The organism is Mycobacterium attenuatum, from assembly GCF_900566085.1.
Classification (GTDB): domain Bacteria; phylum Actinomycetota; class Actinomycetes; order Mycobacteriales; family Mycobacteriaceae; genus Mycobacterium; species Mycobacterium attenuatum.
Genome location: NZ_UPHT01000008.1, coordinates 1 through 19,725, shown reverse-complemented (window position 1 = coordinate 19,725; position 19,725 = coordinate 1). Strand labels below are relative to the sequence as shown.

Below are 19,725 nucleotides of genomic sequence, written 5' to 3'. Positions count from 1 at the left end.
CGACACTCCGCTAAGCGGGCGCTTTTGCGTCTGCTCGGCAAGGATCGATGCGCGCCGGTACGTGCTTGTGCCACGGTGTTCCGGCATAAGGGTCACGCCACCGCGTCGAGGTCAGCGCGTTCGGAGCCACACCCGGGGTGTGCACCCGGCCGTCATCGTCGGTGTAGTCCAGCCCAAAGCCGTTGGGCAGGGCGGCATGTCCGGGCAGCATCGTCTCGGTGATCTCCACGGTCGCTTCCGCGCTGCCGGCCGCGGTGGTGACGCGGGCTCGCCCGCCGTCGGTCAGTCCCAGGACTTGGGCGTCTTCGACGCTGACTCGAAGCGCCCCGTCGGCGTCGCGTTTACGCCAGGACGGGTCGCGGAAGATGTCGTTGGCGGTGTAGGCGCGGCGCTCGCCCACCGACAACACGATCGGCAACTCCGGCGTCGTCAAAACCGCCGGGGCGCTTCTCAACGACCTGATCTCGTCTAGCATTTCGGGGATTTCCAGCGCGATCTTGTGATCGGCGTGACTGATCAACGCGAAGTCGTCCTGGTAGTCGTGCACGGTGAAGGTGACCCCGGAGCGGCTGGCCAGGATTGCGTCGAACAACGCGTTGCCGTCAGCGTGCCCGGCGCGCCGCACGGCGTCGGGATAGGCCATTGCCGTCTTCTGGGCAAGCCCCCACAGCGCGGCCGCTCCGGCCAGTCCGTCCGGTAGCGTCGGCCCGAGCGTTTCGTAGAGCACATACGGAAGTAGTTTGGCCACAACCGGATTGGTCGCCACCGCAGTCAGGAACGCTTCGGTGTAGGCCTGACGACCTTGCTGCGCCGCCGCACGCAGCGGCCGCAGATCCGCCTCGGCGACCATATCCAGCGCGCGGACCAGTCGCGCCCAGATTTCTGGTTCGGGCAACGTTCCCGGCAGCGGTTCCAGCAACGGGTGACGCAAATGCACGGAGTTGTGCGGGAACTCAAAGTTGAAAAAGGTAGCTTCGGCCTTCTCGAACTGCGACGCCGCCGGCAGCACATAGTGGGCCAGCCGGGCGGTTTCGGTCATCGCGACGTCGACGACCACCAATAATTCCAGCGCTGCGAACGCCTTCCGGCAAGCGGCCGAGTCGGCAAGGGAATGAGCAGGATTGGCGCTTTCGACGATCATGGCACGGAATCGGTCCGGATGGTCGGTCAGGATCTCTTCGGGCACGACATTGCCCGGCACCAGTCCGGCGATAATAGCAGCGCCGGTGACCGGCGTGCGGCCGAAGACCGGGCTAAATAGTGGCGCAAATGACGAATGCAGATGCTGTCCGCCCTTTTTCGCAAAGTTACCGGTGAGGATCCACAACATCTTGTTCAAGTAGGAGCACAGGGTGCTGTTGGGGGCCTGCTGAACCCCGAGGTCCTCGAACACCGCGACGCTGTCCGCGGTGCCGAGCCGCCGCGCAGCCGCCCGCAGCAACTCCTCGTCCACGCCGCAGCATTGCGCGTAGTCGGCGACGGGAACGTCGCGCAGCACGGCGAGCACCGGGTCGGCGCCGGTTACGCGTTCGGCGAGAAATGCTTCGTCGTAAAGGTTTTCCTGGACCAGAATGGCCGCCAGCGCAGCCATACACCAGGCGTCGGCGCCGGGCCGCACTCGCAGATGAAAGTCGGCCATCTTGGCCGTGTCGGTGACCACCGGATCGATCACGACCATCGATCGGGCCGGGTCTTTAGCGATGTCGTTGAGCACCACCCGGGCCCGGGGGAAGCTCTGCGACATCCACGGATTCTTACCGACGAACACCGATACCTCGGCGTGCTCGAATTCGCCGCGCGTGTGGCCGCCGTACAGCTGCCAATCGATCCATGCTTCTCCGGTCTTTTCCTGCGCCAGGGCATTGGACCGGTAGCGCGCCCCCAGCGCCTTCAGGAATGCGCCACTGTATGCACCGCCGAGATGATTGCCCTGACCGCCGCCTCCGTAATAGAAGATCTTGTCGCCGCCGTAGACGTCCCGGATGCGCTTGAACCCGTCGGCGATTTCGACAATGGCGGTATCCCAATCGATTGCCTCATAGGTGCCATCGGAGCGGCGGCGCAGCGGCGAGGTCAGCCGGCCACTGTTGTTCTGGTAATGGTCCAGCTGCAGCGCCTTGTTGCAGGTGTAACCGCGCGACGCCGGATGGGCCTTGTCGCCACGGATGCGGGCCAGTGTGCGGTCTGCTACCTGCACCACGATGCCGCAGTTGCATTCACACAGGATGCAGGCGGTGGGCTGCCAATCGGTGGTGGTCATGGTGGGCTCCCTTCCGGCAACTCGGCCGATAACAGGTCGTGCAACTGGCGGTGCACCACGTCCAGCGGCGTCATGTCACCTCGCGCCCTGGCCAGTAGCAGAGCGCCTTCCAAAGCCGATGTGGCAAACACCGCTAGCTCGTTGGCCCGGCCGGCCGGTATGCCGTCGCCCACAAAACGCTGCGCGATCAGTGCTGACCAGCGGCCGAACACCGCCGCCGCATGCTCGATCACCGGGGCCATCCGCTCGCTGTCGGGGCCTTCACCGGCTTCAACCGAGACCGCCGCGATGGGACATCCCGCGCGGAAGTCGCTGACAAGCAGCTGCTCGCGGTACTTGCCGATCAGCGTGTCCAGCAGTTCGAGGCCGCCGCGTGCCTGCGCGATGATGGCCGCGACGTGCTCGCCGGCGTAGTCGACGGCCTCGCACAGTAACTGAGTGCGCCCGCCCGGGAAATAGTGATAGGCCGACCCGCGCGGCGCGCCGCTGTGCTGCAGCACGTCGGAGATCGCCGTGGCATGCGCACCACGCTCGCGAATCAGCAGAGCGGCGGAAACCACCATCCGTTCGCGGGGGCTCGTCATATGTATGATGATATACATAATCGGGGCGAGATGGAACCCTTGAGCAGACGCGGTCCGGCCGGATTGGCAACCGGAGATTTCCCCGGATTTTTGCCTGCAGCGTCAGCTTTTGAAGAGGTCCACGTGGTCACGAACCCATTCGGCGTACGTCGTCGTAGGGCAACCGAGAATCTGCTCGACCTCCACCGGTCACGAGCGCCCGCCGCCCGGCCTCACGCGAGTAGCGTGCCATCAGCGCCGTCACAAATGCCCTGGGCACTCCTTGGGAAACCATCCGCTCGGTCGCCTCCTGCATCGAAAGTTCTTGGTAGCGAAGCGGTTTTCCGACCACCCCGCCGATGGCTGTGACCATTTCGCCGTGGGTGAGCGACCGCGGGCCGGTCACCAGGATTCGCCGGCCGTTCAGTTGTTCGTCGCGCAACGCCGCGGCGATAACGGCGGCCACATCCTGCTCGTGAATCAGTGCTTCGGCGAAGTCGGCATAGAGGCCACGCACGACCGTCGCACCGGGCGGATCTGAGCGGCCCACACGGTGCTGATATTGAAAGCGAACGAACCCGCCCGAACGCTTACCCACGGCAGGCCGCTGTTGACAAACGCGCCTTCGACTTCCTTGTTGCGGTCGCCGTTGGCTCGCGTTGGCTGGCGCGCCGGGTCATCGTCCACGTTGATCGCCGACAGCACAACAACTCGTTCAACTCCGTGCGCAGCGGCAAGTCGTAGCAGCGCCGGCGCGGCGGCCCCGACCGCTCTGGAATGGATGAACAATGCGGTGACGTCGCGCAGTGCCGGCCTTATCGCGTCGAGGCGCGACAGATCAGCCGCTATGAATTCGACGTTGGGAGGCAGCCCACCCTGACCGGGCCGACGGGCGATCGCACGCGCCGGCACGTTGTCGGCGGCCAGCCGCGTGACGAGTGGGCCGCCGATGGTGCCGGTAGCACCGGTGACCAGGATCATCGACTATCCCTTCCGTTGGCTGGACAGCCGCCCATGGCGTGTTGCGCCCCCGGTGTGACGTCGCACGCAATAACTCCTGCGCGACGATTATCACGACCAGTGACAATCCCGTTGCGTAACTCAGCGCCGGCGCCCACGGCCCAAGCGGTAGCTACCTTGTGGGATCGGGGCGGCCATTGGGTCGCCGCCATGATGCACGTCGAAAAAAAACCACACTGGCACTGCTCCAGATCATCATATATTATGATGATCACTAAATATGATTAAAAGTGAGGCCTGATGAACCTGGTGATCTTCGGGGCGAACGGCCAGACGGGTCGTCTCGTGACCGCCCTGGCACTTGCGGCGGGTCGCCGCGTCACCGCCGTGACCCGCCGCCCTCGCGAATTTCCAATCGCCGGACCTGGATTGACCGTGGCCGCCGCCGATGCGCGGGACGCGGCCGCGGTCAGCCTGATTGTGCAAGGCGCAGACGCCGTCGTCTCGGTGCTGGGGGTGTCGTTCACCCGTGAGCCGGTTGACACGTACTCGGTCGGCACCCGCGCGATCACGGATGCGATGCGCGGCGCCGGGGTGCCACGCCTGGTCGTGGTCAGCTCGACCGCGGCGCACCCCACCCGGCGCCGGGCGGCACCCATGTCAATTCGGCTGATCGAGCCGATCATCACCAAGACGATCGGCAAGACGGTGTACGACGACATCCGGCGCATGGAAACCCTCGTGCGTGGCAGCCGGCTCGACTGGACCATCGTCCGCCCCTCGGGTCTGTTCGACCTTGCCGCGCCAACCCACTACCTATACGGCGATATCGAACCCGTCGGCGCGTTCACCGCCCGTATCGATCTGGCGGACTATCTGGTGGCGCTGACCGCTGATTCGTCCACAGTGGGCCAAACCGTCATTGTCTCGACCACCGAGAACACTCCGAGGGTGTGGCAGATGATCCGCCGGGAAGCCTCGTCGAGCAATACGGCTCGTTCCGCTGACGTAACACCACGTCAGGCCGGCGCCGGAAGTGCGTGAAACCAAGGAGGCAACGCGATGGCGGCATCATCCGATATCCGCTTCTTGCACAACGGCACTGACCCCGTTGGCACCCCGAATCGAAAATCGTTGAGACTGCTTGAGTCAGTGTCGGCTGGTGTCGCGGTGTCCTTCAGCGGACTTTTCGCCGGTTTCCTGGTCACGGTGGCTGTCTTTGGAGAGCAGTATGCGCGCTGCCGGGGCGTCGGTATACGCCCAGGTCCGGCTGATCGAGCTCGACCGGCTCGGCGGCCTTGCCGCGGTGCTGCTGGTGCCGGCAATCGCAGCCGCAACAACGTTGGCACTGTTCATGATTCGACGAAGGGGCCGCGGCGGCCGGTGGGTGCTGGTGGCGCTGCTGCTATTACTGACGGCGACTGCGATCAGCGCGGCAATCAGCGTCCCGATCAACAACGCGCAACAAGGTTGGTCGGTGCTGGCGCCACCGAGCGACTGGTCGGGCGTGCGCGACCGCTGGCAGCTCGCCCATGCCGCGCGCACCACCACCGCGGCGCTGGCATTCCTGCTGTTGGCCGCGGTGACGACGGCACCCCGTTTCCCGATGCGCAGGACGACATCATGACAACGATTCTGGTCACCGGCGCCGCCGGCAATATCGGGCGTCCACTTGTCACCGTGCTTGCCGACGCCGGCGTCACCGTGCGAGGGCTGACCCGCGCCCGCGACAGCGCGGGCCTTGGGGCCTGCGTAGCGGGTGCTGACCTCGCTCGTCTGGGCCACCGTGGACCGGCCCAGCTGCGGCAACACGAGAGGTCGACACACGATCTTGGGCCGCCCGGCTCAATCATTTGTCGCCTGGGTCGCCCACCATCAGGGGCTGTTCACCACATCGCGAGGAGGATAATCATGACCACACCAGGAGATTTCACGTTCGAATCCGCATACCGCGGTGAGGTGCCCAACCTGGGGTCTGGCCCCAAACCGCCGTGGAGCATCGGCGAAACGCAACCCGAACTCGCCGCACTGATCGAACAGGGCAAGTTCCACGGCGAGATTCTCGACGCCGGCTGCGGCGAAGCAGCGATCTCGCTGCAACTTGCCCAACTCGGCTACACCACAGTCGGGCTCGACTTGTCGCCGACGGCCATCGAATTGGCCAGAGCCGAGGCCGCCAAACGCGGGCTGAGCAATGCCACGTTCGCCGTCGCCGACATCAGCGACTTCACCGCCTACCCACCCGGGTCCGAAGGCCGCTTCGGCACCATTGTCGACAGCACGCTGTTTCACTCGCTTCCGGTCGAGGCGCGCGAGGGTTATCTGCAATCGGTCGTTCGCGCAGCCGCACCGGCAGCGTCGTACTTCGTTCTAGTGTTTGACCGCGCGGGTATGCCCGACGGCCCGGCCAACGCCGTCACCGAAGAAGAACTGCGCGAGCTGGTCGGCAGGTACTGGGCAATCGACGAGATCAAACCGGCTCGCCTGCACGGCAATCTGCCGGACAGCTTCTCCGCGCTGCCGCTCGGTGACCTGCGCGATGAACCGAAGGGACGCAAGTCGCTTCCCGGCTGGCTACTCAGCGCGCACCTGCCGTAGTCAGACGGCCCCTCCGCCGGCAGCAACGACATCGAAGGACCGCGAAGTCAAGAAGCGCAGCACCGGAAGGCAATTCCCCGACGTGCTGACTGGCGAGGGCCGCATGAGTAACCAGCATTCCGCACACCCCTGCTCACGCGGGCCATTCGGGCACTGACGGTCCCGATCGTTGTTCCGGGGCCCTGACCGCTGTAACGAATACTGTTGTGCCGCAACTGGCGCGCACCACCGACGGTCGGTACCCACCCGATGACCAGGCCAGTATGGATGGCGGTGCGCAAGTGAGCGGCCTGCCGGTTAACCGCGCTCAGACATTCGAGGATGAACGCCGGGGATGAGTCCAGCTCCGGCAGCCATCCGCCGCAACAGCTTTCGCAGGGTGTCGCGTTCAGCCAGGGACAGCGGTGCAGACATCTCCTCGTCGAGTGCTTGCCCGGATTCATCGAGGGCCGGGAGCAGCCGGCGGGCCTTGTCGGTCAGGGTCACTGCGAATGCTCGCCGGTCCTCAGGGTGTCGCAGGCGCTTGACCAGGCGCTTGCGCTCCAGCTCATCGATGACGGTCACCATGACGTTGCGGTGGATGCCCAGCCTCGCCGACAACTGCCGTTGAGATTGGCCGTCGTCGGCCGCCAGCGCCATCAGAACCGCGTAGGCCCTGGGTTCCACGCCGCTGGGAGCCAGCCGGCGGTGAAATTCCCCGTCACTGTATGACCCCAGCTGTGAGAGTAGAAATGCGATGCGCTCATCCAGAGCGGTAATGCCTGACGGGGGCCCGGCCATGGGGCAAGACTAGCATCAGCCAGGATCGTCATAACTGATGATAATCAAGTTAGTGACTATGGACTTGCGCCACTGATCCGGTGCGACGTGACCGGCGCCCACCTGCACGGCATGATCGCGCCCGCTCAGGACGCAATACACACGGTTAGATCTGCCAGTCCTGAGCGCCGTCGTTCTTGTTGTAGGTCCCCACGGAGTTCTTCACAACCACCGGGTCCCCGCTGCCGAAGTTGTCGTAGAACCATTTGGCGTTGGCCGGACTGAGGTTGATGCAGCCGTGGCTGACATCGCGCTTGCCCTGATCACCCACCGACCACGGCGCGCTGTGCACGAAGTTGCCGCTGTTGTCGATGCGGACGGCATCGGAAACGGTCACCTTGTAGCCCTGGGGGGAGTTGACCGGGACCCCGTACGTCGAGGAGTCCATCACCACCGTCGGGAACTTCTCCAACACGTAATACGTGCCGTTCGGGGTTTGGTGGTTACCGGCCGACATCCCCATCGACATCGGGAACGTCTGCTGCACCACGCCGTTGCGGGTGATCGTCATCTGGTGGGTGGCGTCGTCGGCGGTGGCCACCAACGCGTCACCGGTGCGAAAGCTCGACTTGGTGCCGGCCGCATCGATGTTGACCGCCGTGTTGGCCGGCCAGAACTGAAGCGGGCGCCATCGCACTTGGGTCGGACTCATCCAGTAGAACTTGCCGGGCACCGGTGGGATCGACGAAATGTGGATGGCACTTTCGGCCATCGGACGGTCGGCGATGGGCACCTGGAAGGTGATGATGATCGGCTTGGCCACCCCGACCATCGCGCCGTTGACCGGATTGAACGTCGGCGGACGAAACGGCGGATCGCCGACGAACGGTGTCGGATCCTGCCCGGCGACGGGCCCGGCAGCCACCGGTACCGCCAGCGGGTCCGGCGGCGGCGCTAGCGGGTCGGCCGCCGGGGGCAGTGCCAGGGGATCGGGCGCGGGAGCCGCCGGGTCGGCAGGTTCGCCAGGTGCAACCACACCGGGGTCGCCGGGCACCTGATCCGGGTCCGCGAGGGCCGGACCGGCGCCGAGCACCAACACCGAAACCGCCCCGGCCACGTTCACCGCGGCGAACAGGCTGACCCTTCTGACCCTGCTGCCGCTGATACGGGCTGTGGTCCAGCGCGACATATCTCATCCCTCCCGTCACATCCTGGACCCCAGTGTGGCATAGCACAGCGGCTACTTTCCGGCTCCAAAGCCGTCCGAACCCGCGTCAGCCATCCAATTCACGCCGTTGACCTGCGGCGTTAGCTAGGGTGTGAACTTGGCCTGCCGGTCTTGGAAGCCGCATCATCCGCGGCCTCGAACACGCGTCGGGCCGCCGATACCGCCACCAGCGCGACACCCATCAAGATCGCTGATGCGGTGAGCATCAACGCCACACTCCGCTCGTACAGCAATCCACCCGCCAGTGAGCCGGCCATGATCCCCAGCTGAAACGCCGTCACATACAGCCCGGATGCCCCGTCGGGGTCGTCCGCCCCGCTGCGCATCGCCGCGGATTGCAGCATCGGCGACACGGCGGTGGCCGCTGCTCCCCACAGCACGATCGCCGCGGTCCCGACGACCAACGTCGTCACCGGCGCGCGGTCGCCGCCGAAAGCCAGCCCCGTCAGCACGACGAACGCTACGGTCAGGCCGGCGACACAGAAAATCACCGCTCCCTTCGGCCGGCGGTCCAGCGGGCGCGCCACCAGAGCCACCGAGATCACTCCGGCGACCCCGTAGGCGGCCAGCAGCCACGCCTGGCTCGGCCCGTGCACACCGACGACCTGCCGGATGACCACCACGATGTAGGTGTACGAGACGAAATGGCCGGTGACGCCAATCATGGTGATCAAACTGACGATGATCAGCGCCCGATTGCGGTGATGGCGCGATCGCGGACCCACGTGCTGTAACTGGGCCGCGCTGAGCACGAGCTCGGGCAACAACAGCCGGGCCGCCACGGTCACGGTGGCCGCCGCAACGGTCATGCACACCGCTGCCAGCCGCCAGCCCCACATCAGGCTCAGGACGGCCGTCAGCGGACTGCCCACCACCAGCGCCAGGCTCGTTCCGATGTAGATCGAAGTGGTAGCGCGTCCGGCGTGGCTGGCCGGCACCAGTCGGGTGGCGATCGGAGCAATCACCGACCACAGCAGGCCGTGGGTGACCGCACAGAGCACCCTTCCGGCCGCCAACACCGCGAAGTTGGGCGCCAGTGCCGAGATCAGCTGCGAAACGGTCAGACAGACCAGGGCAACCACCAGGGTCCGGCGGCGCGGCCAGTGCGCCGTCCAGCGCACCAAAGGAACCGTCGTCAGAGCCGCAACCAGCGCATACCAGGACAACAGGGTCCCGACCAGGACGATGCTGATGTTCAGGTTGCGGGCAATCGCCGACAGTGCGCCCACCGGCAGGATCTCGGCGGTCACATAAATGAAGGCCGCAGCGGCCAGCACGGCCAGCTGCGCGGCGATCCGCGGCGTCCACGGTCCGGCGGCAGGGGCAACGGTTCGGGTCTCGGCAGTCATGGCGGTGACATCTGTGGGCATTCGCGCATCGCCCGCGCACCGCGGTAGTGCGTCGCGACGATCACGCTGCACTCACCGTACGCACCGTCGCGGCGCCTTTACACCAATTGCGGGTCAACACGCCCGCACGACTACCACGTGCTCAGGAACGAACGAGCCGTGCGATGGCCGCCGAAGCTTCGGCCAGCTTGCTGTCCGCTTCGGTGCCGCCCTCGGCAACGGCGCGGGTGACGCAATGGTTGAGGTGCTCGTCGAGCAGGTTGAGCGCCACCGATCGCAGGGCACTGTTGATGGCGCTGATCTGGGTGAGGATATCGATACAGTACTTGTCCTCTTCGATCATCCGCGCGATACCGCGCACCTGGCCCTCGATGCGCCGCAGCCTCTTGGCATAGTTGTCTTTCTGCTGCGAATACCCGTAGTCGGTTGTCATCATTCTCCCAACGATCGGAACGCCCCAATCCTGTGGAAATCTCCGATCGGGCTACCGTAAAACCGTTATTCTACCCTATACCCTAGCGGGGTATGAGGTAGGGCGGCACGAGCATACTTGGACGATGCCCGAAGCCGACATCAAACCCCGTAGTCGCGACGTCACCGACGGCCTGGAGAAGACCGCTGCCCGCGGCATGCTGCGCGCGGTAGGCATGGGCGACGAGGACTTCGCCAAAGCGCAGATCGGCGTCGCGTCGTCATGGAACGAAATCACACCGTGCAACCTTTCACTGGACCGGTTGGCCAAGGCGGTCAAGGAGGGGGTGTTCGCGGCGGGCGGCTATCCGCTGGAGTTCGGCACGATCTCGGTGTCCGACGGCATTTCGATGGGACACGAAGGCATGCACTTCTCGCTGGTGTCGCGTGAGGTGATCGCCGACAGCGTGGAGACCGTGATGCAGGCCGAGCGGCTGGACGGCTCGGTGCTGCTGGCCGGCTGCGACAAGTCGCTGCCCGGGATGCTGATGGCCGCCGCGCGCCTGGACCTGGCGGCGGTCTTCCTCTACGCGGGCTCGATCCTGCCGGGGCTGGCCAAGCTCTCCGACGGCAGCGAGCGGGAGGTCACCGTCATCGACGCCTTCGAGGCGGTCGGGGCGTGCGCACGCGGGCTGATGAGCCGGGAGGACGTCGACGCCATCGAGCGGGCGATCTGTCCGGGCGAGGGCGCATGCGGGGGCATGTACACCGCCAACACCATGGCCAGCGCCGCCGAGGCGCTGGGCATGTCGTTGCCGGGCAGCGCCGCACCGCCGGCCACTGACCGGCGCCGCGACGGGTTCGCCCGCCGCAGCGGCCAGGCCGTCGTCGAGCTGCTGCGCCGCGGCATCACCGCCCGCGACATCCTGACCCGACAGGCCTTCGAGAACGCGATCGCGGTGGTGATGGCGTTCGGCGGCTCAACGAACGCGGTGCTGCACCTGCTGGCCATCGCCCACGAGGCCGACGTCGAGCTGGCGCTGGACGACTTCAACCGGATCGGGTCGAAGGTGCCGCACCTGGCCGACGTCAAGCCGTTCGGCCGGCATGTGATGTCTCACGTCGACCACATCGGCGGGGTGCCGGTGGTCATGAAAGCGCTGCTGGATGCCGGTCTGCTGCATGGCGATTGCCTGACGGTGACCGGAAAGACCGTGGCGGAGAACCTGGCCGCCATTGCCCCGCCGGACCCGGACGGCAAAGTACTGCGCGCGCTGGACAACCCCATCCACCCGACCGGAGGGATCACCATTCTGCGCGGATCGCTGGCACCGGAGGGTGCGGTGGTCAAGACGGCCGGCTTCGACTCCGAGGTATTCGAAGGCGTGGCAAGGGTTTTCGACGGCGAGCGGGCCGCATTGGACGCCCTCGAGAACGGCACCATCACCAAGGGCGACGCCGTGGTGATCCGGTACGAGGGACCCAAGGGCGGGCCCGGTATGCGGGAGATGCTCGCCATCACCGGGGCGATCAAAGGTGCGGGACTGGGCAAGGACGTGCTGTTGCTGACCGACGGCCGGTTCTCCGGCGGCACCACCGGCCTGTGCGTAGGCCACATCGCCCCCGAAGCCGTCGACGCCGGGCCGATCGCCTTCCTGCGCGACGGCGACCGGATCCGGCTCGACGTCTGTACCCGCACGCTCGACGTGCTCACCGATCCGGACGAATTCGCCTCCCGACAAACGGATTTCAGTCCGCCACCGCCGCGTTACCGGACCGGCGTCCTGGCCAAATACGTGAAGCTGGTCGGCTCCGCCGCCGGCGGCGCGGTCTGCGGGTAGCCACATCGGGCACGGAGGCGTTGGATTGTCCAATGGCTGACATCCTCGACCGGCTGCGGCTCGACGTTCCGGTCGTCCAGGCGGGTATGGGCGGCGGGATCGCCGGCGCTGCGCTGGCGGCCGCGGTCGCCAATGCGGGCGGCCTGGGCACACTCGGGCTGGTCACCCCCCGCCAGTTGCGCAGCGCCATCGATCAGATGCGAGCCGCGGCTCCGGGTCGCGCCGTGGCCGTAAATCTGTTGCTGCCCTTCCTGCACCGCCATCATGTCGAGGTGTGCGTTCGGGCGCGGGTGGACGTCGTCGTGCTGGCGTTCGGCGAGAAGCGGGGACTCATCGACCACCTGCGCGCCGCGGGCATCCTCGTCTTCGTGATGGTCGGCACCCAGGAGCAGGCTCGGCGTGCGGTCACCGGGGGCGCCGACGGGCTGATCGCCCAGGGCCGCGAAGCCGGCGGGCACCTCGTCGGGACCGTGCCCACACTAAAGTTCCTGCCCCAGGCTCTGGCGGCGGCCGGGCCGCGGCCAGTGTTCGTTGCCGGGGGCATCGCGGACCGCGCCGACACCAGCGCGGCCCTGGCGGCCGGCGCCAGCGGGGTGGTCGCCGGAACGCGGTTCCTGATGACTCATGAGGCAAACGCAAACCGCGCATATCAACAGCGAATCGTCGACGCCGGCAAGACAATCGAAACCAACTTGTTCGGCTTCAGCTGGCCGCTGCGCCACCGCGTACTGCCCAACGCCGCCACCCGGCGCTGGTGCCGCGACGACGGCATGGCCAAGCCAGTGCCGGCGATCTTCAACACCATCAGCGGCCCGCTCTCCGCCTTGGGGTACTTCGACGCCGGCGCCCTGCTGCGACTGCAGTCGCCGGGCCGTCCGCTGTTCACTCCGCTGGCTCCGGTCGCCGAGATGCCCGATTCGTGGGTGGAGCGGGCCGCCCTGTATGCCGGTGAGACCGCGCTGCGCATCGGCGAGGTCACTTCGGCCGCGCAGGCGGTCAAAGGCTTGAGCCCCCGATAGCCCGGATAGCGCTATCGAACGGCGGCTATGGCGAATCCGTCCCAGCCCTTCGCGCCGACCGTCTGGATCGCCGCGGTGTCCAGGTGCGGGTGCCGTCCCATCAGCTGCAGGGTTGCGCGCGTCGCTGCCACCCTGGCGTCATCGGATTCCGCCGACAGCACCTGCCCGTCGCGAATGACGTTGTCCACGATGATCAGTGCGCCGGGCCGGGCCAACCGGACGGCCCATTCCAGGTAGGCTGCGTTGTTCTGTTTGTCGGCGTCGATGAACACCAGATCGAACGGATCGCCGGTCAGCGTCGGCAGGGTCTCCAGCGCCGCCCCGACCACAACCTCCACCCGATCGGCCACACCCGCGCGCTGCAGGTTTGCCCGGGCAACGGCGGCGTGCCTGGGTTCGTATTCGAGCGTCACCACCCGCCCCTGCGGGCCCGCGCCGCGGGCCAGCCAGATGGTGCTGAATCCCCCCAGCGTGCCGAGTTCGAGGATGCGGCGCGCCTGCATGGCACCGGCCAGCAGACACAAAAACTTGCCTTGCTGCGCCGAGACGGCGATGCGTGGCAGGCCGGCGGCGTTGCTGGCCGCCACCGCCGCGGACAATGCCGGGTCGTCGCCGATCAGTGTGCTGTCCAGAAAGCTGTCGATGTCATGCGGGGACGGTTGGGACATATCGAAAACGCTAGTCCGGTGCGGTACAGGTTCCCGACCCGCCCGTCTCGGGTGTTTACCAGATACCCGTATGGGGTATATAGTGGTTGTGGTCATCCGCTTGGGACGGAAGTCCCCCGATCTGAACGAAGGTGATTTCATGGCGACCCATGAGGCTGGAACAGAGTTGACCTGCGGCCACGAGGGTTGTGGCTGTCGCGTCCGCATCGAGGTTCCCTGCCACTGCTCCGGCGCGGGCGAGCCTTACCGCTGCACCTGCGGCGACGAGTTGGTCCCGGTCCAGTAAGCGGACAGCCGGTCGTGCGTTCGGGTCATCGTGCTCATCGGCCGAACGCACGACCGGCCAGCTCCACCTCCGCCGTCAACGTCAGCGACACCGCCGATGCGCCAACCGCAACCGCATAGCGACCGGGCGTGAGGCGCCACCGGCCGGCACCGCCGTCATAACCGGCCAGCAGCCGCGGATCCGCTTGAATGCGCACCCGGACCGCCTGACCCGGCTCCAGCTCGACTCGCTGGAAACCCAGTAGGCGCAACCGTTGTGCACCGGGTATGGCGGTCAGGTACAGCTGGGGGACGTCCGACCCGCCGCGGTCACCGGTGTTGACAACGCTGAAGCTCACGCTCACGGTGTCACCACCGGTCACCGCCAGGTCGCAATACTCGAAGCTGGTGTAAGACAAGCCGTGACCGAAGGCGAACATTGGGACCTGCCCGGTCCGGGCAAACCAGCGATAACCGACATCGGCGCCTTCGTGGTAGCCGATGGTGGTCGGTGTCCCCGGCGGCTCAGCGGGCAACTCCGGGCGTGGAGTTTGACCAAGATCGGCCGGGAAGGTGATCGGCAGCCGTCCCGACGGATTCATCTGTCCGGCAAGGACTTCGGCGATGGCCAGACCGCCCGCCTGGCCCGGATACCATGCCTGAACGATGGCGTTGACGCGGTCCCGCCAGGGCATGGCCACCGGGTTGCCGGTCTCGAGCACCACGACGGTGTCCGGGTTTGCGGCCGCCACCGCGGTGATCACCGCGTCCTGGCCCCACGGCAGCGACAGGTCGGCGTTGTCGAAGCCCTCCCCCTCGGCTCGGATCGCGAACACGATCGCGATATCGGCGCGGCGCGCCGCCGCCGTCGCCTCTGCCGGGCTGATGCCGGGATCGAACTCGATCTGCGCGTCCGGGAACTGCCGCGTCAGCTCCTCGAGCGGGCTCGACGGCATCAGGTAAAGATTACGCAAGCCAGCTTGCAGTCCGGACCCGCCGATTGGGATCACGCTCGCATAACCGCCCGGCGGCACAACGGCACTGGAGCCGTAGCCGGCCGGCACGCCGACCTGCGCGCAGCCGCCGATGACGGCGATGCGCGCACTTGGCCCCGGCGTGAGCGGCAGCAGCCCCCGGTTCTGCAGCAGCACAATGCCGTGTCGGGCGATCTGCAGGGCAATCGCGTTGTGCGCCTCCATATCCGGTGCAGCCACGGGTTCCCACCGATCGATTCCGACAGCGAACACCGAACGCAGGATTCGCCGGACCATGTCCGACAGCCGCTCCTTGGGTAGTAGGCCGTCGATGTAGGCGGCCCGCAGCCGGTCGCCGAATGCCTCCGCCCCCCACAGCACCGCGTCGATCTGCGCGCCGCACTCCTGGTCCAGGCCGGCCAGCGCACACTCCCAGCCCGGTGTGCCGCCCCAATCCGACATCACCCAGCCGCGGAATCCCCAGGCACCCTTTAGCACGTCATTGATCAGGACAGTGTTGGCGGCGGCGTAGTCACCGTTGATCTTGTTATATGCCGCCATCACCGCGCCGGGTTGGGCGCGCTCGATCGCGATCTCGAAGGCCAGCAAGTCAGATTCGCGGTGCGCGTCGGGATTGATGACGGCATCGAGCCAGTGCCGGTTGGTTTCATTGCAGTTCAGCGAATAGTGCTTGGTCGTGGAGATGACACCCTGCTGCTGGATGCCGATGATCTGTTCTGCGGCCAGGGTGGCGCTCAACAGCGGGTCCTCGGAAAGGTATTCGAAGTTGCGGCCGTTGCGCGGGTCGCGAACCAGGTTGATGGCGCCGGCCAATTGGACGTTGAACCCGCGGTTGCGGGCCTCCCGTCCGATCACCTCGCCGGCGGCCCGGGCCAGCGCCGGATCGAACCCGGCGGCCAGCGCCAGCCCGGCCGGCAGCGCCGTCGCCGTATCACCCCGACGGTAACCGTGATTGGTGACGCCCAGGCCGGCATCGCTCATCCGCAGCGCCGGAACCCCGAGCCGCGCAATGCCGGGCACATACCCAGCACTCATGGGCACCTCCGGCGGAATGCGCTCGTCGCGCAGCGGCCACCAGTCCCCGGCGCCCATGACCCCGACCAGCAGGGCGAAGCGTTCGTCGTCGGTCATTTGGGACTCGACGTGGCGGGCCCGGATGTCGGGGTCTAGTCCGTCCACCGCACACCCTCCTTGGCGTAGACCACCCGAAATACGTAGCCCAGTTCGGGTCCCATCACCAGTTCGGTCAACGTGCACATCGTCGCCACGAATTGCGGCCCGTGTGGCGGCGGGACCCGGCACAGGTGATGGGCGACTTCATGGAGCACGACCAGCTCGCGCATCGCCCAGCCGGCGGTGTCGCGGTCCGGCACGGCGATGGTGCCGGCGCCGTCGCGATTTTCGTAGTGCGCCGCCGTGGCGGCGCGGCGTGCGCGCACCCGCAACGGCGGTGCCGCCGGCCAGCTTTCGCGAACCGCCGGCAGCTCCAGCACGTCGTCGACGTAGCGCTGCACCGAGGTCACCGAGGCGAAGCGTCCTTCGGGCGGCAACGTCAGCCGTGTCCCGAAGAAGTCCACGCTGGGCGATCCGTGTTCGGCGGCGCGGTCGAACAGGGTGCGGACGAACTCCTCGGCCGCATAGACCCTGGCCCGTTGGGAGTCGCGGTCCGACGAGTCCGCCCGGTTCACCGGTCCACGGCGGTGCGCGCACCGGGCAGCTCGGGGCTCTGGCCGAGCCGCGCCTGGCGCCCGGCCCGGTCACCGGCGCGCCGCGCCGCCGACGAATATCCGGCCGTGGCCCGGTGGGCCTGCCAGGTGCCGCGCGCCCGGGACGCGCCACGGTAGTAGTCGCGTAACTCGATATCTTTGTCCCGCAACGCGATAGCGGTGCCCGGCGCGCGGCCTCGGTCCGCGGTGACTTCGCGTGTGGCCTGTTCGCGGGCCTCGGCCAACCGCTGGCCAACTCGGGCCCCGAACGCGAGCTGGAAGTTGAGCCGGGCCGTGATGGTCGGCGTAGGCCGGTGGGCACCGGAGGCCAGGTAGGCATCGGAAGCCCGGACCATCTGGACCACCAGGCTGGCGTACAGCGCGTGGGTCGCGTCGATGTCCTCGGGGAACCCGTAGGCGTAGAGGAAGGTCGAATTCGACGCGACGTCGCAGCGCACGTCGTTGGCCGCGGCGATGAGCACGAAGAGTTGCACGTAAGTACGCAGCCCGCGGGCACCCGCCGTCCCGATGGTGATGGTGCGCTGGGTCGGCGATTGCGCGGCCGAACGGTTGGCCGAATGGGACCGCGCCACCGCCAGGTCGATGGACGCCGCGGTGGCCAGCCGCTGCGCGGCGGACAGGAACGCGTCGGCTTCATGCGGGTTGTCGGTGCCTTCGGCCTGTCGCAGCAGGGCGGCGATGCGGGCCAGCATCTTGTCGTCGGTCATGGCGGCCAAACTACTGCAGCGGTATGACAATTCGGTTCAGAGGCGGTTGGCGATCCAGCCAACCACGTCGTCGAGCACCTGCTCGCGCTCCGGCTCGTTGAAGACCTCGTGGTAGAGGCCGGGGTACTCCTTCAACTCGACATCGGTGGATCCCACGCATTCGACCAGGCGCCGGCTGCCCTCGATGGGGATCAGCCGGTCAGCGGTGCCGTGCACCACCAGCAGCGGCGCCGTCAGCGCCGGTGCCCGCCGCGGCATGGTCTCGCCGACCTGCAGCAGCGCCCGGCCGATCCCGGCCGGCACCCGACCGTGGTACACCCGCGGATCGTTCTGGTAGTCCGCCACCACCTGCGGATCACGGGATATGGCGGTGAAGTCGAGCTCCTGGACCGGCAGACCCGGCAGCACGACGCCGAGAACCTTGGCGGCCAGCGCCACCACCGGCGACACCAGATCCTGCGCCGCCACCGCCGGCGCCGACAGCACCATCAGGTCGTAATTGTCCGGACGTTCCACGCCGTAGGCGAACACGATCCCGCCGCCCATGCTGTGCCCGAGCACGATGCACTTGAGGCCGGGGTTTTCCCGGGTGGCGATGCCGACCAGGGTGTCGAAGTCGGCGGTGTATTCGCAGATGTCGCGGACCAGCACCCGTTTGCCGCCCGAGCGGCCGTGGCCCCGGTGGTCCAGCGCATAGGTAACCAGCCCGGCCGCGCCGAACCGTTGCGCCACATGGTCATAACGGCGGGCATGCTCGCCCAGACCATGGGCCAGCACGACGACCGCGGTGGGCGCGGCTTTGGCTTCGGCTTGTTCGGCGTCGGGCGTCCAGACGTCATAGACGATGTCCACCCCTCCGACACCGGCGAAGTTCCGTTCAGTGCGCGTCGCGTTCATTACGGGCAGCTTACGGCCTGTTCACGTATTGCCTATGCGCGGCATGACGGCTCCCGGGGCGGGTGTCGGAGGCGCTGCGTAGGCTCGTCGGGGTGGGGCTGCTGGCACAGGACAATGACCTCGGTGGTGATTTCACCGCCCGCGCCGAGCCCTATCGGCGCGAACTGCTGGCGCACTGTTACCGGATGACCGGTTCGCTGCACGATGCCGAGGATCTGGTGCAGGAGACGTTGCTGCGGGCGTGGAAGGCCTACGACCGGTTCGAGGGCAAGTCGTCACTACGGACGTGGCTGCATCGGATCGCCACCAACACCTGTCTGAGCGCCCTGGACGGCCGGCAACGCCGGCCGTTGCCGACGGGCCTGGGGACATCCAGTTCCGATCCGACGGCGCAGTTGGCCGAGCGCGGTGAGGTGCCCTGGCTCGAACCGCTGCCGGAGCTGACGGACGACCCGGCGGATCCTTCGGTCATCGTCGGCTCGCGCGAATCGGTCCGCTTGGCCTTTGTGGCCGCGCTGCAACATCTGTCGCCCCGCCAACGTGCGGTGTTGTTGTTGCGCGATGTGCTGCAATGGAAATCTGCCGAAGTGGCCGAGGCGATCGGCACCACCACCGTCGCCGTCAACAGCCTGCTGCAGCGGGCCCGGTCTCAACTGGAGACCGTGCGCCCCAGCGCCGAAGACCGGTTGAGCGCGCCGGATTCGCCGCAGGCCCAGGACTTGCTGGCCCGCTACATCGCCGCGTTCGAGACCTACGACATCGACCGGCTGGTGGAGCTGTTCACCGCCGAGGCGATCTGGGAGATGCCACCCTACCTCGGCTGGTACCGCGGCGCGCAAGACATCATCACGCTCATTCACCAGCAATGTCCCGCTGAATCGCCCGGTGATATGCGCATGCTCCCGTTGGTGGCCAACGGCCAGCCCGCCGCGGCCATGTACATGCGTGCGGGTCAGTTGCACATGCCGTTTCAGTTACATGTGCTTGACGTCGTCGACGGCCGGGTGTCGCATGTGGTGGCCTTCCTCGACGGCTCGCTGTTCCCGAAGTTCGGTCTGCCGCCCTCGCTGTGATGACGCTGTGATGGCCGTCGTCTCGCCGCTCCCCGGTAAGCCGCTGCTGTTGGGCGCCTTCGACATCGGCAGCGTGTGCTAGGTCGCCGAGGAATTCTTCGTGCCCGGCACCGCCGCGTCCTATACCCCGGGATGCGAGTTCGGCCCCGAAGGCCGTCGGGCGGCAACAGCTACGGGCGCTGCCGAGTACACCTGGCAGATCGTGGCTTTGACCCCGGCCACAGGCCGAAGGGATGTCGCCACGATCCGCCCTCAGTCCGGCGCTCCACTGAGGCGGTTCTAGCCTCGATTTTTCGCGCCGGTGGGGTTCGGGGGCGCTGAGCCACGAAAAGTGCTGAGCGGTAGCTATTTTTGGGCTTGGGGTGTGTTTAGCCTGCCCGTGTCGCCGGGGTGGGCGGGCTTTCCG

At 67.0% G+C, this 19,725-nt stretch carries 19 protein-coding genes and 1 pseudogene; 7 read left to right on the top strand and 13 right to left on the bottom strand.

Features of this window, described 5'->3' with window-relative positions:
* Nucleotides 1-10: 10 nt before the first annotated feature.
* The 4 genes from EET13_RS01690 to EET13_RS32525 all read right to left on the bottom strand — a co-directional run bounded on the left by EET13_RS01690 (nt 11) and on the right by EET13_RS32525 (nt 3,804).
* Nucleotides 11-2,260, bottom strand: a complete 2,250-nt coding sequence (locus EET13_RS01690; protein ID WP_122440660.1) for a molybdopterin-dependent oxidoreductase — start codon at nt 2,258-2,260, stop codon at nt 11-13.
* On the bottom strand, nt 2,257-2,844 hold the full coding sequence (locus EET13_RS01685) for a TetR/AcrR family transcriptional regulator (RefSeq protein ID WP_122440705.1): 588 nt from the start codon (nt 2,842-2,844) through the stop codon (nt 2,257-2,259). The genes EET13_RS01690 and EET13_RS01685 overlap by 4 nt, the downstream gene beginning before the upstream one ends.
* Nucleotides 2,845-2,971: 127 nt before the next feature.
* On the bottom strand, nt 2,972-3,340 hold the full coding sequence (locus EET13_RS32530) for a Rossmann-fold NAD(P)-binding domain-containing protein (protein ID WP_342212270.1): 369 nt from the start codon (nt 3,338-3,340) through the stop codon (nt 2,972-2,974).
* Complete coding sequence (locus EET13_RS32525) at nt 3,304-3,804, bottom strand: SDR family oxidoreductase (RefSeq protein ID WP_122440659.1); 501 nt, start codon at nt 3,802-3,804, stop codon at nt 3,304-3,306. The genes EET13_RS32530 and EET13_RS32525 overlap by 37 nt, the downstream gene beginning before the upstream one ends.
* A 279-nt stretch (nt 3,805-4,083) precedes the next feature.
* Here EET13_RS32525 and EET13_RS01670 point away from each other — a divergent pair, with 279 nt between their 5' ends.
* From EET13_RS01670 to EET13_RS01660, 3 genes are all read left to right on the top strand, one after another.
* Nucleotides 4,084-4,827 (top strand): NAD(P)-dependent oxidoreductase, encoded by a 744-nt coding sequence (locus EET13_RS01670; protein ID WP_122440658.1) that lies wholly within the window; start codon nt 4,084-4,086, stop codon nt 4,825-4,827.
* A gap of 187 nt (nt 4,828-5,014) precedes the next feature.
* A complete protein-coding gene (locus tag EET13_RS01665; protein WP_211189007.1) occupies nt 5,015-5,410 on the top strand; it encodes an anthrone oxygenase family protein in 396 nt (131 codons plus the stop codon).
* Between the two features lie 284 nt (nt 5,411-5,694).
* The gene (locus tag EET13_RS01660; RefSeq protein ID WP_122440657.1) at nt 5,695-6,381 is read left to right on the top strand and encodes a class I SAM-dependent methyltransferase; all 687 of its coding nucleotides are present in this window, start codon (nt 5,695-5,697) and stop codon (nt 6,379-6,381) included.
* Nucleotides 6,382-6,678: 297 nt separating this feature from the next.
* Here EET13_RS01660 and EET13_RS01655 read toward each other — a convergent pair whose 3' ends face one another.
* The 4 genes from EET13_RS01655 to ricR form a co-directional block, all read right to left on the bottom strand.
* Nucleotides 6,679-7,161 carry a MarR family winged helix-turn-helix transcriptional regulator gene (locus EET13_RS01655; RefSeq protein ID WP_122440656.1) on the bottom strand — a complete coding sequence of 161 codons (483 nt, stop codon included), beginning with the start codon at nt 7,159-7,161 and terminating at the stop codon, nt 6,679-6,681.
* A gap of 145 nt (nt 7,162-7,306) precedes the next feature.
* Entirely contained in the window at nt 7,307-8,329 is a 1,023-nt protein-coding gene (locus EET13_RS01650) for a L,D-transpeptidase (RefSeq protein ID WP_122440655.1), read from the bottom strand.
* 119 nt (nt 8,330-8,448) lie between these two features.
* A complete protein-coding gene (locus EET13_RS01645) occupies nt 8,449-9,717 on the bottom strand; it encodes an MFS transporter (RefSeq protein ID WP_122440703.1) in 1,269 nt (422 codons plus the stop codon).
* A gap of 142 nt (nt 9,718-9,859) precedes the next feature.
* Entirely contained in the window at nt 9,860-10,150 is a 291-nt protein-coding gene (ricR, locus tag EET13_RS01640) for a copper-sensing transcriptional repressor RicR (protein WP_036395929.1), read from the bottom strand.
* A gap of 124 nt (nt 10,151-10,274) precedes the next feature.
* Between ricR and ilvD the strand changes: the two genes are divergently transcribed.
* The gene (gene ilvD, locus EET13_RS01635) at nt 10,275-11,969 is read left to right on the top strand and encodes a dihydroxy-acid dehydratase (protein WP_122440654.1); all 1,695 of its coding nucleotides are present in this window, start codon (nt 10,275-10,277) and stop codon (nt 11,967-11,969) included.
* 32 nt (nt 11,970-12,001) lie between these two features.
* Complete coding sequence (locus tag EET13_RS01630; RefSeq protein ID WP_122440653.1) at nt 12,002-12,988, top strand: NAD(P)H-dependent flavin oxidoreductase; 987 nt, start codon at nt 12,002-12,004, stop codon at nt 12,986-12,988.
* A gap of 11 nt (nt 12,989-12,999) precedes the next feature.
* Here EET13_RS01630 and EET13_RS01625 read toward each other — a convergent pair whose 3' ends face one another.
* Complete coding sequence (locus EET13_RS01625; RefSeq protein ID WP_122440652.1) at nt 13,000-13,656, bottom strand: O-methyltransferase; 657 nt, start codon at nt 13,654-13,656, stop codon at nt 13,000-13,002.
* Nucleotides 13,657-13,795: 139 nt separating this feature from the next.
* Between EET13_RS01625 and mymT the strand changes: the two genes are divergently transcribed.
* On the top strand, nt 13,796-13,942 hold the full coding sequence (mymT, locus tag EET13_RS01620; protein WP_041803348.1) for a copper-binding metallothionein MymT: 147 nt from the start codon (nt 13,796-13,798) through the stop codon (nt 13,940-13,942).
* Between the two features lie 34 nt (nt 13,943-13,976).
* Here mymT and EET13_RS01615 read toward each other — a convergent pair whose 3' ends face one another.
* Genes EET13_RS01615 through EET13_RS01600 form a run of 4 tightly spaced genes read right to left on the bottom strand, consistent with a single transcriptional unit; the run spans nt 13,977 to nt 18,246 of the window.
* Nucleotides 13,977-16,046, bottom strand: coding sequence for a beta-glucosidase (locus EET13_RS01615; protein WP_122440702.1), 2,070 nt, complete (start codon nt 16,044-16,046; stop codon nt 13,977-13,979).
* Between the two features lie 35 nt (nt 16,047-16,081).
* Nucleotides 16,082-16,603, bottom strand: a complete 522-nt coding sequence (locus EET13_RS01610) for a TIGR04338 family metallohydrolase (protein ID WP_122440651.1) — start codon at nt 16,601-16,603, stop codon at nt 16,082-16,084.
* Nucleotides 16,600-17,349 carry a DUF2786 domain-containing protein gene (locus tag EET13_RS01605; protein ID WP_122440650.1) on the bottom strand — a complete coding sequence of 250 codons (750 nt, stop codon included), beginning with the start codon at nt 17,347-17,349 and terminating at the stop codon, nt 16,600-16,602. Before EET13_RS01605 ends, EET13_RS01610 begins: the two co-directional genes overlap by 4 nt.
* A 36-nt stretch (nt 17,350-17,385) precedes the next feature.
* On the bottom strand, nt 17,386-18,246 hold the full coding sequence (locus EET13_RS01600) for an alpha/beta hydrolase (RefSeq protein ID WP_122440649.1): 861 nt from the start codon (nt 18,244-18,246) through the stop codon (nt 17,386-17,388).
* Here EET13_RS01600 and EET13_RS01595 point away from each other — a divergent pair.
* Nucleotides 18,194-19,319, top strand: a pseudogene (locus tag EET13_RS01595) (sigma-70 family RNA polymerase sigma factor). The gene EET13_RS01600 and the pseudogene EET13_RS01595 sit on opposite strands and share 53 nt — an antisense overlap.
* The last annotated feature ends 406 nt before the right edge of the window (nt 19,320-19,725 follow it).

Excerpts from the sequence above, each read along its gene's own strand:
- EET13_RS32525 (WP_122440659.1), bottom strand. The coding sequence starts at position 3,804 with ATGATCCTGGTCACCGGTGCTACCGGCACCATCGGCGGCCCACTCGTC.
- EET13_RS01685 (WP_122440705.1), bottom strand. The coding sequence starts at position 2,844 with ATGACGAGCCCCCGCGAACGGATGGTGGTTTCCGCCGCTCTGCTGATT.
- ricR (WP_036395929.1), bottom strand. The coding sequence starts at position 10,150 with ATGACAACCGACTACGGGTATTCGCAGCAGAAAGACAACTATGCCAAG.
- mymT (WP_041803348.1), top strand. The coding sequence starts at position 13,796 with ATGGCGACCCATGAGGCTGGAACAGAGTTGACCTGCGGCCACGAGGGT.
- EET13_RS01650 (WP_122440655.1), bottom strand. The coding sequence starts at position 8,329 with ATGTCGCGCTGGACCACAGCCCGTATCAGCGGCAGCAGGGTCAGAAGG.
- EET13_RS01615 (WP_122440702.1), bottom strand. The coding sequence starts at position 16,046 with ATGACCGACGACGAACGCTTCGCCCTGCTGGTCGGGGTCATGGGCGCC.
- EET13_RS01625 (WP_122440652.1), bottom strand. The coding sequence starts at position 13,656 with ATGTCCCAACCGTCCCCGCATGACATCGACAGCTTTCTGGACAGCACA.
- EET13_RS01665 (WP_211189007.1), top strand. The coding sequence starts at position 5,015 with ATGCGCGCTGCCGGGGCGTCGGTATACGCCCAGGTCCGGCTGATCGAG.
- EET13_RS01690 (WP_122440660.1), bottom strand. The coding sequence starts at position 2,260 with ATGACCACCACCGATTGGCAGCCCACCGCCTGCATCCTGTGTGAATGC.
- EET13_RS01655 (WP_122440656.1), bottom strand. The coding sequence starts at position 7,161 with ATGGCCGGGCCCCCGTCAGGCATTACCGCTCTGGATGAGCGCATCGCA.
- ilvD (WP_122440654.1), top strand. The coding sequence starts at position 10,275 with ATGCCCGAAGCCGACATCAAACCCCGTAGTCGCGACGTCACCGACGGC.
- EET13_RS01605 (WP_122440650.1), bottom strand. The coding sequence starts at position 17,349 with ATGACCGACGACAAGATGCTGGCCCGCATCGCCGCCCTGCTGCGACAG.
- EET13_RS01660 (WP_122440657.1), top strand. The coding sequence starts at position 5,695 with ATGACCACACCAGGAGATTTCACGTTCGAATCCGCATACCGCGGTGAG.
- EET13_RS01600 (WP_122440649.1), bottom strand. The coding sequence starts at position 18,246 with ATGAACGCGACGCGCACTGAACGGAACTTCGCCGGTGTCGGAGGGGTG.
- EET13_RS01670 (WP_122440658.1), top strand. The coding sequence starts at position 4,084 with ATGAACCTGGTGATCTTCGGGGCGAACGGCCAGACGGGTCGTCTCGTG.
- EET13_RS01630 (WP_122440653.1), top strand. The coding sequence starts at position 12,002 with ATGGCTGACATCCTCGACCGGCTGCGGCTCGACGTTCCGGTCGTCCAG.
- EET13_RS01645 (WP_122440703.1), bottom strand. The coding sequence starts at position 9,717 with ATGACTGCCGAGACCCGAACCGTTGCCCCTGCCGCCGGACCGTGGACG.